This is a genomic window from Mesorhizobium sp. BR1-1-16, assembly GCF_020165495.1.
In the GTDB taxonomy this organism is placed as follows: Bacteria; Pseudomonadota; Alphaproteobacteria; order Rhizobiales; family Kaistiaceae; genus Kaistia.
The window spans coordinates 17,493-31,707 of sequence record NZ_JAIUIE010000018.1; the positions used below are offsets into that span (position 1 = coordinate 17,493).

The 14,215-nt window shown below is 64.8% G+C and carries 14 protein-coding genes; 4 read left to right on the forward strand and 10 right to left on the reverse strand.

What is annotated here, in order from left to right:
- Positions 1–20: 20 nt before the first annotated feature.
- The 9 genes from LB518_RS23175 to LB518_RS23215 form a co-directional block, all read right to left on the reverse strand.
- A complete protein-coding gene (locus tag LB518_RS23175; RefSeq protein WP_224580202.1) occupies positions 21–1,493 on the reverse strand; it encodes an FAD-dependent monooxygenase in 1,473 nt (490 codons plus the stop codon).
- A 138-nt stretch (positions 1,494–1,631) separates the two neighbouring features.
- On the reverse strand, positions 1,632–2,129 hold the full coding sequence (locus tag LB518_RS23180; protein WP_224580203.1) for a Spy/CpxP family protein refolding chaperone: 498 nt from the start codon (positions 2,127–2,129) through the stop codon (positions 1,632–1,634).
- A gap of 45 nt (positions 2,130–2,174) precedes the next feature.
- Positions 2,175–2,504, reverse strand: coding sequence for a GCG_CRPN prefix-to-repeats domain-containing protein (locus LB518_RS23185; RefSeq protein WP_224580234.1), 330 nt, complete (start codon positions 2,502–2,504; stop codon positions 2,175–2,177).
- A gap of 193 nt (positions 2,505–2,697) precedes the next feature.
- Complete coding sequence (gene mdlC / locus LB518_RS23190; RefSeq protein WP_224580204.1) at positions 2,698–4,284, reverse strand: benzoylformate decarboxylase; 1,587 nt, start codon at positions 4,282–4,284, stop codon at positions 2,698–2,700.
- A gap of 120 nt (positions 4,285–4,404) precedes the next feature.
- Positions 4,405–4,887: a cupin domain-containing protein gene (locus tag LB518_RS23195; RefSeq protein ID WP_224580205.1), complete on the reverse strand. Its 483-nt coding sequence runs from the start codon at positions 4,885–4,887 to the stop codon at positions 4,405–4,407.
- 183 nt (positions 4,888–5,070) lie between these two features.
- Positions 5,071–5,721, reverse strand: coding sequence for a tautomerase family protein (locus tag LB518_RS23200; protein ID WP_224580206.1), 651 nt, complete (start codon positions 5,719–5,721; stop codon positions 5,071–5,073).
- A gap of 176 nt (positions 5,722–5,897) precedes the next feature.
- A complete protein-coding gene (locus LB518_RS23205; protein WP_224580207.1) occupies positions 5,898–6,701 on the reverse strand; it encodes a pirin family protein in 804 nt (267 codons plus the stop codon).
- 26 nt (positions 6,702–6,727) lie between these two features.
- The gene (locus LB518_RS23210) at positions 6,728–6,946 is read right to left on the reverse strand and encodes a rubredoxin (RefSeq protein ID WP_224580208.1); all 219 of its coding nucleotides are present in this window, start codon (positions 6,944–6,946) and stop codon (positions 6,728–6,730) included.
- A 297-nt stretch (positions 6,947–7,243) separates the two neighbouring features.
- Complete coding sequence (locus LB518_RS23215; RefSeq protein WP_224580209.1) at positions 7,244–7,954, reverse strand: GntR family transcriptional regulator; 711 nt, start codon at positions 7,952–7,954, stop codon at positions 7,244–7,246.
- 90 nt (positions 7,955–8,044) lie between these two features.
- Here LB518_RS23215 and LB518_RS23220 point away from each other — a divergent pair, with 90 nt between their 5' ends.
- The 4 genes from LB518_RS23220 (at position 8,045) to LB518_RS23235 (ending at position 12,886) form a co-directional block, all read left to right on the forward strand.
- A complete protein-coding gene (locus LB518_RS23220) occupies positions 8,045–9,451 on the forward strand; it encodes a TIGR00366 family protein (RefSeq protein WP_224580210.1) in 1,407 nt (468 codons plus the stop codon).
- Between the two features lie 31 nt (positions 9,452–9,482).
- On the forward strand, positions 9,483–10,772 hold the full coding sequence (locus LB518_RS23225) for a hypothetical protein (RefSeq protein WP_224580211.1): 1,290 nt from the start codon (positions 9,483–9,485) through the stop codon (positions 10,770–10,772).
- 158 nt (positions 10,773–10,930) lie between these two features.
- The gene (locus LB518_RS23230; protein ID WP_224580212.1) at positions 10,931–12,037 is read left to right on the forward strand and encodes a class I SAM-dependent methyltransferase; all 1,107 of its coding nucleotides are present in this window, start codon (positions 10,931–10,933) and stop codon (positions 12,035–12,037) included.
- Positions 12,038–12,361: 324 nt separating this feature from the next.
- Complete coding sequence (locus LB518_RS23235) at positions 12,362–12,886, forward strand: phenolic acid decarboxylase (RefSeq protein WP_224580213.1); 525 nt, start codon at positions 12,362–12,364, stop codon at positions 12,884–12,886.
- 88 nt (positions 12,887–12,974) lie between these two features.
- Here LB518_RS23235 and LB518_RS23240 read toward each other — a convergent pair whose 3' ends face one another.
- Positions 12,975–14,030 carry a hypothetical protein gene (locus LB518_RS23240; protein ID WP_224580214.1) on the reverse strand — a complete coding sequence of 352 codons (1,056 nt, stop codon included), beginning with the start codon at positions 14,028–14,030 and terminating at the stop codon, positions 12,975–12,977.
- Positions 14,031–14,215 lie beyond the last annotated feature (185 nt).

Sequence of the window (14,215 nt, forward strand, 5' to 3'; positions counted from 1 at the left end):
CCTGGCGCGACATGCACCCGCTATGCCGGCGCCACATACCGCGCCAGATAGGTGGCGACGGCCTGCCAATCCTCCGCCGGCGCGGACATCGCGAGATAGCCGTCGGGCCGCACCAAGGTCAGCTGTCCCGCCGCTTGCGGGGCGCGAAGCTGCGGCTCCAGCAGGGCCGGGAACTGCGACACCAGCAACGCGGCGACCTCGCCGGTGCCGTGCAGGCTGAACCGCGGCGCTTCGGCCGCGCCATAGGGTGTCTCGCCGACCGCTGGCGGCACACGGGCGCCGGCGGTGCTGCCGCCGTCCGACGGTCCGTTGAGCGGGCTCTGCGGATAGCCGATCGCGACCTCGGTGATCATCCCGGCGATGGCATGTTGGGCGGCGGGCAGGCCGAGGACGAGATGCGCGACGAAATTGCGGACATCCTGCAGGGCGTGGCTCTCCAGCGTCGCCGCCTTGGTGAGCCGGCCAGATTCGCGGATCACTTCCGCTCCGACGGGCCGTCGCTCGGCATCGTAGCTGTCGAGCAGCACCGGCGCCGTGGAGATGCCCCGGCTGACGAGAGCCAGCTTCCAGGCGAGGTTGATCGCGTCCTGCATGCCGGTGTTCATGCCCTGGCCGCCGGCCGGGCTGTGCACATGGGCGGCGTCGCCCGCGAGGAAGATCCGGCCGGACCGATAGGAGTCGACCTGTCGTTCATTGATGCGGAAGGCGCTGGTCCACACCGTGTCGGTCAGTGTGATGCCGCCGGGTCCACGGCGATCGATGACCTTCTGGAAGGCGGCCATGTCGAGCGGCACGGGTTCGACATCCGTCGAGGGGCCGAGGCTGGTGATGACGCGATACCGGTCCGGCGCCATCGGGAAGAACATCAGCGCCCCTTCGGGGTGCCAGAAGATGGCGAGTTCCGAGGAGGGAATCGGCATGCCGGTCAGATGAAAATCGCCCTGTGTCCAGTCGAGGCTCAGCGTGTCGCCCTCGAATTCGAGGCCGAGGCGATGGCGCACGACGCTGTGCGAGCCGTCGCAGGCGACGAGCCAGCCGAAGCGCTCCGTCGTTTCCGCGCCGTCCGCGGCGCGCAACGTCGCGGTGACGCCGCCTGCATCCTGCGCGATGTCGGCGAGTTCCGTCGAGAATTGCGGCTCGATACCACGCGCTTTCAGGTGGTGGCGCAGCACGCCTTCCGTCTCGTATTGCGGCGCCATGAGTGCAAAGGGGAAGGGCGACGTGATTCCGTCGAGCTTGATCCGCCCGACCTGGCTGTTGCCGGAGAAGATGTTGGCCACGACGACGTGGTTACCCGCTTTGACGAGATCAGCGGCCACGCCGGAGCGATCGAGCAGTTCCAGCGTGCGCGGCCAGATCGCGACGGCCCGCGACGTGTCCGACGGTCCGGAAATCTTGTCGATCACGCGGACCGGAACGCCATAGCGCGAAAGTTCAAGCGCCATCGTCAACCCGACCGGCCCGGCGCCGGCTACCAGAACGCGTTCCGTCATTTTGGCTCCCCTCAGCTTCTGTTCCACCGGCGAAGATTCAGTGCATCCGTCATGATCTGCGGCGGTCGCGGCGCGGCCCTCGCCTGGCCCGCTTCCCGAGGATCCCCAGCAGCGGATCCTCGGGCTTCGGCGTGCCGGCTATTGTTCCTCTTCGAACAGCCACAGCTCAGCCGTCGGCTGAGGCATGCCGTTGTTCGCCTCGCGCAGGCCCAGGAAGGCCGGGATTCGGCGCTGCTGTTCGGGCGTCAGCGACGCCACGAGCGGCTTCAGCGCCGCGGCGACCGTCTTCAGTTCAGCAGCGCGCGTCGCCTCGGCATCGGCGGTCCGCTCCAGGACGTCAACGAAGCTGGCCGGCTCCGTCGCGCCGGCTCGCTCGGCCCGCCGCGCGGCCGAACTTACGGCGATCTGCCGAATGGCTGTCTCCACAGGCGCCCAAAGCTTCTCCTGATCGGCAGACAGTCCGATCACGGTCTTCAAGGCGATGATGCGGGCGTCGAGGACGGCCTGCGCGTCGGCGGGACTGTAGAGCTCGACGGCTGGCGGGTCGGACGGCGGGGTCGTGTCATCGGCAAGGGCAGGAGGTGCGAAGGCGAGGAACGCGCCGAGCGCTACCGTGGTAAGGAACGTCATTCTCATGATGTTGCTCTGTTGTGTGCTGATCGGGGTCGTTCCGCGAACGGATTATTGCCAGCCGCCGCCGGGAAGGCGGCCGTGATACGGCGTATCGCGGCAATGCCCCCAGGGGCCGCGCCAGAAGCCAGGCGGGCAGCCATTACCGAAATAGCCGTAGGCCGGCGGATAGTTGTAAGCCCAGCCGCCGCCCGGCATGCGCCCCGTATAGGGCGTGTCACGACAATGACCCCATGGGCCGCGCCATGCATAGGGACCGCAGCCCTGGGCGACGAGGACGATGTTGGAGTCCGGCGCCTGGACAGGCGGGACGATCGGTGCCGCCGAGGCCGGCAGTGCCGCCATGGCCGAGAGGCCAAGTGCGGCAAGAGAGGCAAACATATTTTGCACGACAATCATCTCCCTATTGGTCGTGGTAACTCGGTTGCATCTGGCAGCGGCTCCAGGTGGCTGCCCCGTCGATCTCGATACGCCGACACATTCCCCCGGGCATCAGCAGAACTGGTGAAGGCCACTTCGCACCGCCGGCTTCCGTCGCGACTTCCCGCACTCCACATGCAGGGCGCGGCGGACCTCATGCCTTCCTCCAGGCGGTCGCGACTTCGATCAGGCACGGGCGCCCGGTCTTCAGTGCCTCGGCGAACGCGGCAGCGAAGGCTTCATCGGTCGTCGCCCGCTCGGCCTCGAGCCCATACCCTCTCGCGATGTCGACGAAGTCGATATCCGGCACATCCAGTGCCGGCACGCCGTCGGCGTGTAGTACGCCGGCGAACCATCGCAGTGCGCCATAGGTGCCGTTCCGCATGATCACGAACACGACCGGCACCTTCTGCTGCGCGGCCGTCCAGAGGGCGGTGATGCTGTAGTTGGCCGACCCGTCGCCGATGACCGCGATCACTTGCCGATCCGGTTCGGCGAGCTGGACGCCGACAGCCGCCGGCATGGCGAAGCCGAGGCCGCCCGCCGCGCCGAAATAATAACTTCCCGGCTCCTCCCAGCGCATCCGCTCCCACATCGCCTCGATGGTCGAAGTGGATTCGTTCACATAGATGGCGTCGCGCGGAGCGAGTTCGTCCATGAGGTCAAGGACCCGCTCCGCGGTAAGCGGCGTCTTGCCGGGAGCGATCCGCTTCGGTGCCATCCGCGGCGCCGGCGCCGCCCGCCCGGACTCGGTCACCGCGTCGGCGAGTGCTGCGAGAATGAGGCCAACATCCCCGACCATCGCATCGCCCATCGGCGCTCGCGCGGCCTCGTCGGGATCGAAGGTGATCTGGATCAGTTCGGCTCCAGGCGGCAGCAGCGGACCCGGCTCATACTCGTGATAGCGAAACACGGGGGCTCCAGCCACCAGCACCAGATCATGCCCGTCCAGCAGCTTGGAGATGCCTGCCATGCTGGCGGGCAGCAGGCCGCGGAAATTCGGATGGGTGGTCGGGAAGGGACAGCGCGGTGCCGAAGGCGCGACCCAGACCGGCGCCTTCAGGCGCTCAGCGAGCTTGACGGCGTGTTCGTTCGCTCGCGCCGCGTCCACATCGGGCCCGAGAATGAGGACCGGATTAGCACTTCGGTCGAGGCGAGCCGCAAGATTGGCCGTGGCATTGGCGTCCAAGGCGCCCGCGGCGTTCACCTTGCGCTCCAGCAGCCGCGATGATTCGGGATCCGCGTCCTTCGCCCAATCGTCATAGGGAATGGAGAGGTAAACAGGCCCCGGTGCCGGCAGGCGAGACATATGCAGAGCGCGGCTCATGGCGAGGGGGACATCCTCGGCACGCGCCGGCTCATACGACCATTTCACCAGCGGCTTCGGCAGCATGGTGGCGTCGATATTGGTCAGCAGCGGCTCGATGCCGATCATGGCGCGGGTCTGCTGGCCGGCCGTCACCACCAGCGGCGAATGCGAGTTCCAGGCATTGGCGAGGCCGCCCATCGCATTGCCGGTGCCGGCAGCCGAATGGAGATTGACCAGAGCCGTGCGGCCGGTCGCCTGGGCGTAGCCGTCGGCGATCCCGATCGCCACGCCTTCGTGCAAGGCGAGGATGTAACGAAAGTCGCCGGGGAAATCCTGCAGGAACGGCAACTCATTCGAACCAGGATTGCCGAAAATCGTCGTGATGCCGTTGCGGCGGAGCAAGTCGTAGGTCAGTTCGCGGATGGTTACCATGATGAACCTCGGGAACGGCCGCCGATCGCGGACCGGCACAATTCGGCAGAATAGGTCGGCGGAACATCTTGCTGTTTGATATCACGCAAAAGTTGCAGCCAGTCCAGGAGGTCGCCGCCGTCATTCGGTCGGCGTCTCGTCCCGCTTCACCGGCGGTCCCAGGAACTCGACCTGCCATTTGATTCCGAAAGCATTCAGCGCCTTGGTGTCAGGAAGGCCGTTGTGCATCACGCCGCCGAGCTCGGTGAAGAAGGCCGCGGCGTCGAGCGCCGGCGTCATGAGAATGTACTGCCGGGCCGGCGCATCGGTCACGTTGACGAAGCCGTGCTCGACGCCGCCGGGAATGCAGACGACATCGCCGACCTCTGCGTAGAAGCGCTTGCCGTCGGCCTCATAGAGATACCGTCCCTCGATGACGCGGAAGATCTCGGCTTCCGGATGACGGTGTCGGGGCGGTCCAAAACCCGGCGCGTTTATCGTCTCGATGAAGCAGAATTCGTTGCCACTTGCCGCGGGCGGCATTCGCACGAACAGATCGAGACCGATGGCAGGGATCTTGATGGGAAGCTCGGTTCCCTTGGAATGAAGGAAGGTGACGGTCACTTGGATGGCTCCCTGTGTTCTGGCTGCCGGGCACGGCGTGCAAATCGGTCTGCCGCGGCGCGCTCTCTTGCCGGAATTCAACGCATTTGGCTGTGTGGATCGAGATAGACGGGCGCAGAATGCCTGTCGCTAGTGTCGGACGCATCCTCAGAACTGGTGACTTCTGGACAGATCCCGCGAAGGCTACGATTTTGCGGGGGCTGCGGTCCTGGACTGGCCGGCGGCATTCGCCTGAGCCGTTGCGGTGCTGCCCTCGATCCCGGCCATGATACCCCCGGCGTCGGCGGGATAGCCGGCGCTGATGCGCTCGCGGGCCTTGGCGGTGAAATAGGCCGTCGTCCAGGCAAAGCGTTCGCTGGTCTTGGCCAATCCAACCGCAGGAGCGATCTTGGCCATGCCGAGCGGAAGACCCGCCCACCCCCAATTTCCCTCGGTGACCTCGTCGATCACCGTGAGAATGCTCTTGCCGGCGCTCTTGCTGCTGGCGGGGCTCTTGTCGGCGTTCTCGCCACTGACACCTTTCGCCTTGAGGATCGCTGCCGCGACCCAGTCATGCACCTCGTTCTTGTGCTCGGCGTTCATGTAGCCCTCGGGAATGGTGACATGAACGAGGAAGCGACCCGGAGGGTACACATAGGTCTCGGCCGTCTCGCCGCCCGCCCACCAATCGTCGGTCGATAGCTCGCGAAACAGCACCCAGGCGAAGGCCCGTCCGCCGAATGTGTCGCCACCGCCCTCCATGCGGATCATGATCTGCGTCAGGCGCTCGGCGAGATCGGCCTTGGTGGCCGGATCGAGATCGCCGGCACGGTACTGGACTTCCATAATGGGCATATCAGCCTCCGTTCGTTGGCATCAGGTCGTTTGGCGCGGGCGCCATGCGCTTGCAGCGAGGCGACCGGCAGGTCGACCAATTTGGACATGGAGCGAGTTCGGCCGCCGGATCCTTGCCGAAGACTTGACGCGCCAACGCGGCCGCTGCGCCCGAGCAGGACGATGCGAGCCCCGCATCAATGGCCGGCATGCTCGCTCTCCCACGTCCTGATATTCGCCTCGTCAATCATCACGGTCTCGACGATCAGGATGTCGCTGTCGTCATCGATGATCTCGATGTCGAAGCCGTCGACGCTCGATAGGCCCATACTGTCGCGATGGCCGAGTTCGGTGCCGGAGCATCCGATCCTGCCCTCCCGCACGAAGACATAGGTCCCGTGTCCCAGTGTGCGCGGGGCGTAGCGGAAGGTCCTGCCCTTGTCGGCGATGAGGCGCGAGACGCGCAGGTCCTGCGGGATCGGCAGGGCGCCGTCGGCATTGCCGACGAGCTGCACCAGCTCGTTCCGCCGGCGGCGGAAATCGAAATGGCCGCGGTGATAGGAGGGTGGCAGGTAGAGCTGCTCGGGCAGGACCCAGAGATAGATCGCCTGCATGTCCTCCGTGGTGATGGACAATTCGGAATGCTTGCCGCCCGAGCCGGCCGAGAAGACGTAGTAGTCGCCGGCGCGAAGCTGGTCGACCATGCCTTCCCCAGCCGTGTTCACATGCGTGAGCTGCCCCCCGAACACGAAGGCGCAGATCGCGAAATTGTGGTGCGGATGCATGTTGTAGCCGCATCCGGCGCCATGGAACACCTCGTCGCCGAAGACGCGGATCGTGCCGAAGCCGGGCCGACCGCCCTGATATTCGTGGAAGTTGAAGCTCGAGGCCCGCGTGACGAAGCCGTCGGGATGGCCCGCGATGTAGGATGACCGCGATCCGTCGGACTTGATCAGATCATGACCGCGTTCTTCGTTCCGAATGATGAAGGACTGGCTCATCTGTGTGGTTCCTTGCTGAGCGCCGCTCACGCGGTCCGGGCCAGGTCGGGGCCGCCAGGGGCGTAGCCGACGACGATCATTTCGAAGAGGTGCTTGGGTGTGCCGCAGTCGGGGCAGACCCAATCGGCGGGAATGTCCGCCCAGCGCGTTCCTGGCGCGATGCCGTGCTCGGGCAGGCCGAGCGCCTCGTCATAGGAAAAGCCGCAGCCAAGACACATCAGCCGCTTGAAGGGTTCGTCCGTCATCGCTCGTCTCCTCCGGGTAATGTGTAACGCGCTACGTTTGATGTGTGACGCACTACTAGATCGGATTTGGAATTGCTGCAAGGGGGAAAATCGGGGGAAGCGCAAGATTGCCGGAGGGGCGTCGATGCGGGGCCTTGGCCGGGGTCAGCGGGGTCCTCGGCAATTGCCGCCGCGCTGCGCCCGCTGCGGCGCTGCCCGCCGACGAAGCCGTCGGAGATGACGAGGTCGTTCGCGGATGGGGCGCGTTCGGGAAAAATAGAGGGCCCGGCCGCCGGGCCGGCACCCGGGTGTGGCGGGCTACTGCCGCAAGCCGCGCAATCCGTTGGCCACCGGCGCGCTGTCATTCCTCGACGCTGCCAGCAGAGCCTCGGTAAAAATGGGCTCCCAGGACCGGATGTGATGGCGCATCAGGGTCCGCAGGCCCGCCGCATCGCCGACGTCGGCCAGATCGAGGATCCGATAGTGCTCGGCCACGGATTCCCGCTGCCTCTCAAGTCCCTGATCGGACGAGATGCCGTACAGCCGCATCTTGTCTCGAAACGCCATCACGCTTTCGGTCAGCAATTCGTTGTCGGTCGCCTCGACGAATGCCTGATGGAAGCGCCGGTCGGCTTCCAGATAGTCCGCGACATCGCCGGCCTCGACCGCACGGGCGACCTCATCAGCCATGGCGCGCGCCCTGGCGAGATCCTTCTTGCGCTTCAGCGCCACGGTCTCGGCCGCATGAACCTCCAGCAGCTCCCGCATGTCGAACAGATCGCGGAGTTGCGCCAGAGTCGGTGTCACCACCTTGAAGCCGCGATTGCGCAGCGGCTCGATAAGCCCGGACCGTGCCAGCTCGAGCAGCGCCTCGCGCACCGGCGTGGTCGAGACGCCAAGCGCCGCGGCAAGGCTCGGGACCGAATACATTGCGCCCGGCCCGCTGGCTCCCGAGATGATCTCGGACCGTACCTGCTGCAGAACCTGTTGGCGAAGATTGCCGTCGGACGGCCGTTCCAGAATTGACATGAACCCTATGTAGCGCGTTACCGGGGATAAATCAAAGGTCTTGCCTCGCCATCGCAATTGTTAAGAATGGACGCATCGCACGGGGGCGGCATGCAGGATTTGCGGAGTGGGCGCGGCGGCGGCTTGGAAGCGCTGTCGAATCGCGTGGTCGATCTCGCCGATCGCTGGTTTCCGGATGCCTATGTCTTCGTGCTCGCCGCCGTCGTTCTGGTGGCAATAGCGGCGGTTGCGCATGGCGTCTCCCCCATGCAGGTCGGCATCGCATTTGGCGACGGCTTTTGGTCGCTGGGTCCCTTCACGCTGCAGATGACCTATGTCGCGATCGGCGGATACGTGGTCGCAACGTCCCCGCCGGCGGCGGCGTTGCTGCGGAGAATTGCCGGGCTGCCGGCTTCCGGCCGCTCCGCCGTGGTCTGGATCGCGCTCGTCAGCATCGGCCTCTCGCTCGTCAACTGGGGCCTGAGCCTGATCTTCTCGGGCCTCCTCGTGCGCGAGGTCGCCCGCCGCACTGATATCGCGCTCGACTACCGCGCCGCCGGGGCTGCGGCCTATCTCGGGCTTGGGTGCGGCTTCACGCTGGGGATCAGTTCGTCGGCGGCGCAAATGCAGGCCAACTCGGACAGCATTCCCGCCTCGCTGCTGCCGATCACCGGCGTCATCGACTTCTCCCAGACAATCTTCACCTGGCAGAACGGGCTGATGATCGCCGTGATAACGGCGGTCGCCGCAGCCGTCTGCTATTGGACAGTTCCCGGACCCGGCAACGTTCGAACCGCGAGCGACCTCGGCGTCGATCTGTCGATTGCCGAGCCTGAGGCGGTTCAAGGCCGACGCCCTGCCGACTGGCTCGCCGACAGCCCGATCCTGACCATCCTCTTTGTCGCACTCTGCCTGTGCTGGATCGCCAACCGTTTCGTCGCGGGCAGTCCGATCCAGCACCTTTCCGGCCTCGACACCTATAATTTCATATTTCTGCTCATGGGCATCCTGCTGCACTGGCGGCCCAAAAATCTGACTAACGCCTTCGCCAGAGCCGTTCCAACCGTTTCGGGCGTGCTGCTGCAGTTCCCCTTCTATGCGGGAATCGCTGCCATGCTGACGGTGCCACGAAACGCGGCCGGCCAAACGCTCAGCGATGCGATCGCGACCTTCTTCATCGGCGCGTCGTCCGGCCCCACGATCTTCTCAGGGGTGGTCGGGCTCTATTCGGCGTTCCTGGGCCTCTTCATCCCATCTGCCGGTGGAAAATGGGTCATCGAGGCGCCCTATGTCATGACGGCGGCCAAAGCGGTCGGGGCTCATCCAGGATGGACCGTCATGGTCTACAACATCGCGGAAACATTGCCGAACTTCATCAATCCGTTCTGGATGCTACCGCTTCTCGGGATATTGGGTCTCCGAGCAAAGGACCTCGTCGGATTCACGGCAATGCAGTTCATCGTCCACCTTCCGATCGCGCTGATCCTTGGCGCAATCCTGATGTCGACGTTCAACTAGGTCGCGGCACTGCGAGAGGCGGAATTCTCGCATGAGCAGGACCGATGCCTGGCGGGGAGCGCCGGGCGAAGACCGCGCGCCGTGGGTACCACGCGTTGAATCGGCGGCGAAAATTTGGCAATCTCCGCTCCTCGCACGGGAGCTGGTTGTGGTCGACATTGAGCGTGATCTCGCCGATTGCGTCGGCGCCATCTACCAGGCCGGTTCCGGTGACGACAGCTGGCTGGAGGTCGGCGCGCGCATCTGTCGGATCATGGATGCCCAAAGGATCGTGCTGAACCCCGGCGGGCTCGTCCGGCCCAGCAATCTCCTCATGCCTTCCGACGGCAGCGAGGCCGCCTATGTGGCTCATTTTCACGCGATGGACCCCTATGCCGCCCAGGCCCGTCGCGACTATGCGCAAGCACGCAGCCATCATCTCGGCAACGCCAAGCTCGGTGCCGAACTCGTCGCCGAGAACGATTTTCTCCGCAGCGAATATTACTTCGACTTCGCTCGACACCATGAGCGCCGTCACATGATCGGGGGTATGGCCGGCCTCGCCGACGCCACGCCTGTGCTGGTTTTTCGCGACGACCGGGCGGGCGCGTTTGACCCTACGCATGTTCGCCTGCTTCGAGCCCTGATGCCGCACGTACAGCGTGCTCTGGAGCTTCACCTGCGCCTCGCGCGCGATGAACACGCACGCGCCCTGACCCAAGCAACGATGGACACGCTATCCGTGGGTGTGGGGGTCGTGGATGCGGGACTGAAGATCCGCCTGGTCAACGACATGGCCCGTCGATATTTGACGGGTCCTGAATCCGGCCTCGTGTTCAAGCGCACGGGACCGTTCGCCGGCAGCGGCATCTACCTCACCGCCCTGTCGCGCGAGGATGCGGCGAGGCTCCGACGGCTTGTATCCTCCGCGACGTCCGGAGGGGCCGGAGGGTCGATGCGCCTTACGTCTGGCGACGGCTCAACCCTGGCCTTGATGGTCACGCCGGCGCCGCAGCAGCTTGCCAACGATGTACACGCCATGGAAGGCGATCACGGCCGCGAAGCGCTTGCTCTCCTCATCCTGAGGCCCATCGATCGCAAAATGTCGCCCCAAGCGGCCATTCTGTGCGAGATGTTCGAATTCAGCCGGGCCGAGGCGGAAGTCGCGGTCGCTCTTTCAGGTGGCGCCAGCGCCGAAGACGTGGCGCGCGGACGCGGCGTCGCGCTGATGACCGTCCGCAGCCAGATCCGCGCGATCCTGGGCAAGGCGGAGGCGGAAAACCTCAGAGACTTCGAGCGGACCATGGCGACCGTCGCTTTGCTGGCTCCACAGTCGCCTTAGCGCGCCCGCGCCGGCGTGCCGTTCCAATCGGTCTTGCCGCCATTTGGTTGCTCGGCGCGAACGTTGACCACAAAGTGGAGTGCGCCATTCGGTGCCGGGCCGTTCGGGGCCGCTTAACGACCGGAAATCGATCAGCCTCGGACCAAAGGAGTTGCACGATGGAAGAAGAATCGAAATTGGCCCGGCCGGCACCCATGGAAGGGCATGGTGGCTACAATTCCAGATCCGCCGTGCAGGCCTCGACGGCCTCACCGGCATTGCCCCGCCTTGAACGGGCTGCCGTCGACGTCCCCCTCTCGCCGGGCAAAGGCGCGATCGTCGTTGCCGACTACGGGGCTTCCCAGGGCCGCAATTCGCTGATGCCGATGTCGATCGCAGTGCGGCGTTTGAGACAGCGCCTGGAGACAGGCCGGGCGATATCGGTCGTCCATACCGATCTTGCCGACAATGACTTCAGCGCCTTGTTCGAATTGCTAAACACCGATCCGGAAAGCTATCTGAAGCAGGACCAAGGCGCCTTCGCCAGCGCGATCGGACGCTCCTTCTACGAGCAGATCCTTCCCGATGACAGCGTGACACTCGGATGGTGCGCCTGGTCCGTGCAATGGCTGAGCCGAACGCCGGTCGCAATTCCCGACCATGTGCAGGTTGCCTACAGCAAGGACGACGCCACGCGCGCCGCGTTCGCAGCCCAGGCCGCCGATGATTGGCTGGTCTTCCTGAAGCATCGCCGCCGCGAACTGCGGCCAGGTGGCCGTCTCGTCATCCTCACCATGGCCCGGACCGATGATGGCGACTTCGGCTACGGGCCGCTTCTGACGGCGATGTATGACGCGCTGCGGGAACTGGTGACCGAGGGCGTGGTCCAGCAAGAGGAGGCGGCGAGGATGGCTATCCCAACAGTCGGACGGACGCGTGCGGAGTTCGCCGCGCCCTTCACGTCCGGTGAAGTCTCCGGCCTCGAACTGGAGCACATCGAGATCTTCGAAGGCGACGACGCGATCTGGCGTGATTTCCTTGCCGACGGCAATGCGACGGCGTTTGGCGCGCGCTGGGCTGCGTTTTCGAGGGCATCGGTCCTTCCAACGCTTTCGCGTGACCTTTCGCAGGGCGCGAGCGCCGAGCGCGTTCGAGGCTTTATGGATCGGATGGAGGCCGGCATGGCCGCGCGCCTCGCAGTCGGGCCGGACCGAACGCTCATGCCGCTGGCAATAATCGTCGTGGCAGCAGCTGAAGAAGCCGATCCAGGGCCGCAGACGGCATAAGAGGGGGATACTATCGATGCCGGCCGGCGTGGCTTGAGGTCCATCCCGTCGCGCTAGTGCGGGAAGCCCGACGTTACTGCCATTGGAACGCGCTGGGCGCCCCCTTTGACGTTCAGTCACTCGCGAAGTTTGGCCATCTCACCCAATACGTCGCCGACCGGCCTGCAGCGCCTCTCAAGGCGGACCCGTAACCAGTTCTGACGATGTTACGTCTGGGCCGGCGAGCTAAGCCCGGTTCCATCAGACTGCGAACCGAACCTTCTTCTCATCCCTTCATCTAAATCCCGCCGGACTGACAGCAGCGGCGCGCCCAAGGAGGCATCCATGTCCGATCGCTTCGAATCCACTCGCCCGGCCGAGATCGCCCCGTTTGTCGGAAAGCACATCATCTATACCTACGCCAATGGCTGGCAGTACGAGATGTACTTCAAGAACGAACGCACCATCGACTACCGCGTCCATGGCGGCATCGTCGGCGGGCGTTGGGTGAAGGGGCAGGAGGTCCACATCGTCCGTCTCGCCGACGCTGTGTACAAGGTCTCCTGGCACGAACCGACCGGCACCTGCGTCAGCGTCGCCTATAATCTCAAGGAGAACGTGGCCCACGGCGCGACGTTCTTCCCGCATTGGATCGAACGCGAGCCAAAGAAAATCATCGGCTTCCAGAATGAAAAAATCCCCCTGATGCAGCAATATCGCGACGCAGGCCCCACCTATCCAACCCTGCTGGTCGACGAATTCGCCGAGATCACCTTTGTCGAGGATTGCGGGCGTGACGATGAGAGCGTCATCTCCTGTGCGCCTGAAGACCTGCCGCCGGGTTACGCCACGCGGCGGAACGTCAGCTGATTTGAGCCGGTTCCGGTGCTCGAAAACCCGTGCTCCAGGATCGAGGTCGACGCGGTCGATCGATTTCCGCCTGGCGGAACGAATTTTCCTACGCCATCAGGCGTGAAATCTCGTCTGCAACATTCGTCGCGGTTTGCCTGAGGAGCTTCAGCGTCTGCACGGTGCTCCTCGCACCCTTCTCTCCAAGGAAGAACATGTGGTTGCCCGGCAGCGTCGCACTGAGCCGCTGCGCGGCGTCCCTGACATGCTCGTCCAGCTTCGCCCACTTCGCGGAGGGCAGAGCGGCGAGCTTGTCCGGTCGGGAGAAGATGAGGGTCTCACATAGCTGCTGGGTGATGTAGACGCCCCATGTCGAGCGGTCCGTGAGAGCGTGCCGGGCGTCGATCACAGAGGCGTGCGTCATCAGGGCGAGCGGCGGAAACGCACCATATTGCGCCGTGCCTATCTCCAGCGCGTCGCTGGCTGGATTGCGGACGAAGGCTCCGTCTCTGTAGCGCATGGCCGATGCCGCAAGCCCTACCGGGAAATCGCCGGTCATCTCGTCGGTGAACCTGTCGGCATCAAGCACCGAATGACCGGCAGCCGCGTTCTGATCCGCGAGGCAGTGGAGCAGCCAGTCGGCGTAGGCGCCCTCGATCGCGGCAAGGCCGCTCGGCGCTGGCTTCAGATGATCGAGCCCGGGCAGAGTATTGGGGAGCGCCGATGCACCCGCCATCGCGACGAAGAGTTCGATGCCCTTTCCCTTCCGTCGTAGCGCTGCATGAAGCGGCTCCGCGATCCGCCCGGCCATGCTCCAGCCAAGGACGATGACGTTTGCCGGCAGATCGTTCCGGTCCACGTAACGGGCGATGATCTCGGCGCTCTGCTCCGCCCAGTCCGTGATCGAAAACTGCGGGAATGTAGCGTTGAATACCCTGACGTTGTCGATGGGATAGGAGAGGACCAGCGAAGCGAAGCCTTCTTCATGCAGCCAATGGCAGAGGAAATCGGCGGCCCTTTCGCTGGGCGGTCCGTAGGCGATGCGACCGAGCACCCCGCCACCGGTGACGAACACGACGACGGGAAGTTCCGGTCGCCCGGCTTCGAAACGCACCATAGCCGGATAGCCGGCCGCCTCGGTCAATTCCTCGCGGGGATAGAGCATCGGCTATCTCGTCTGGGCTTCTGCGGTGGCGCGCCACGTCACGGTCAAAGCCGCGCCGAGCATCACCAGCTGACGACGATTGAGATCACAGAAAGCCAGTCTATCGGTCCCCTGTTTTCACCGGAACTCTAGACGCATGGAGCGGTCCCAATCAAATCGCCCACCTCGTTTTGCGCCTCGGTCAG

Coding starts and splice junctions, on each gene's coding strand:
- LB518_RS23175 (WP_224580202.1), bottom strand. CDS start 1,493: ATGACGGAACGCGTTCTGGTAGCCGGCGCCGGGCCGGTCGGGTTGACG.
- LB518_RS23180 (WP_224580203.1), bottom strand. CDS start 2,129: ATGAGAATGACGTTCCTTACCACGGTAGCGCTCGGCGCGTTCCTCGCC.
- LB518_RS23185 (WP_224580234.1), bottom strand. CDS start 2,504: ATGTTTGCCTCTCTTGCCGCACTTGGCCTCTCGGCCATGGCGGCACTG.
- mdlC (WP_224580204.1), bottom strand. CDS start 4,284: ATGGTAACCATCCGCGAACTGACCTACGACTTGCTCCGCCGCAACGGC.
- LB518_RS23200 (WP_224580206.1), bottom strand. CDS start 5,721: ATGCCCATTATGGAAGTCCAGTACCGTGCCGGCGATCTCGATCCGGCC.
- LB518_RS23205 (WP_224580207.1), bottom strand. CDS start 6,701: ATGAGCCAGTCCTTCATCATTCGGAACGAAGAACGCGGTCATGATCTG.
- LB518_RS23210 (WP_224580208.1), bottom strand. CDS start 6,946: ATGACGGACGAACCCTTCAAGCGGCTGATGTGTCTTGGCTGCGGCTTT.
- LB518_RS23215 (WP_224580209.1), bottom strand. CDS start 7,954: ATGTCAATTCTGGAACGGCCGTCCGACGGCAATCTTCGCCAACAGGTT.
- LB518_RS23220 (WP_224580210.1), top strand. CDS start 8,045: ATGCAGGATTTGCGGAGTGGGCGCGGCGGCGGCTTGGAAGCGCTGTCG.
- LB518_RS23225 (WP_224580211.1), top strand. CDS start 9,483: ATGAGCAGGACCGATGCCTGGCGGGGAGCGCCGGGCGAAGACCGCGCG.
- LB518_RS23230 (WP_224580212.1), top strand. CDS start 10,931: ATGGAAGAAGAATCGAAATTGGCCCGGCCGGCACCCATGGAAGGGCAT.
- LB518_RS23235 (WP_224580213.1), top strand. CDS start 12,362: ATGTCCGATCGCTTCGAATCCACTCGCCCGGCCGAGATCGCCCCGTTT.
- LB518_RS23240 (WP_224580214.1), bottom strand. CDS start 14,030: ATGCTCTATCCCCGCGAGGAATTGACCGAGGCGGCCGGCTATCCGGCT.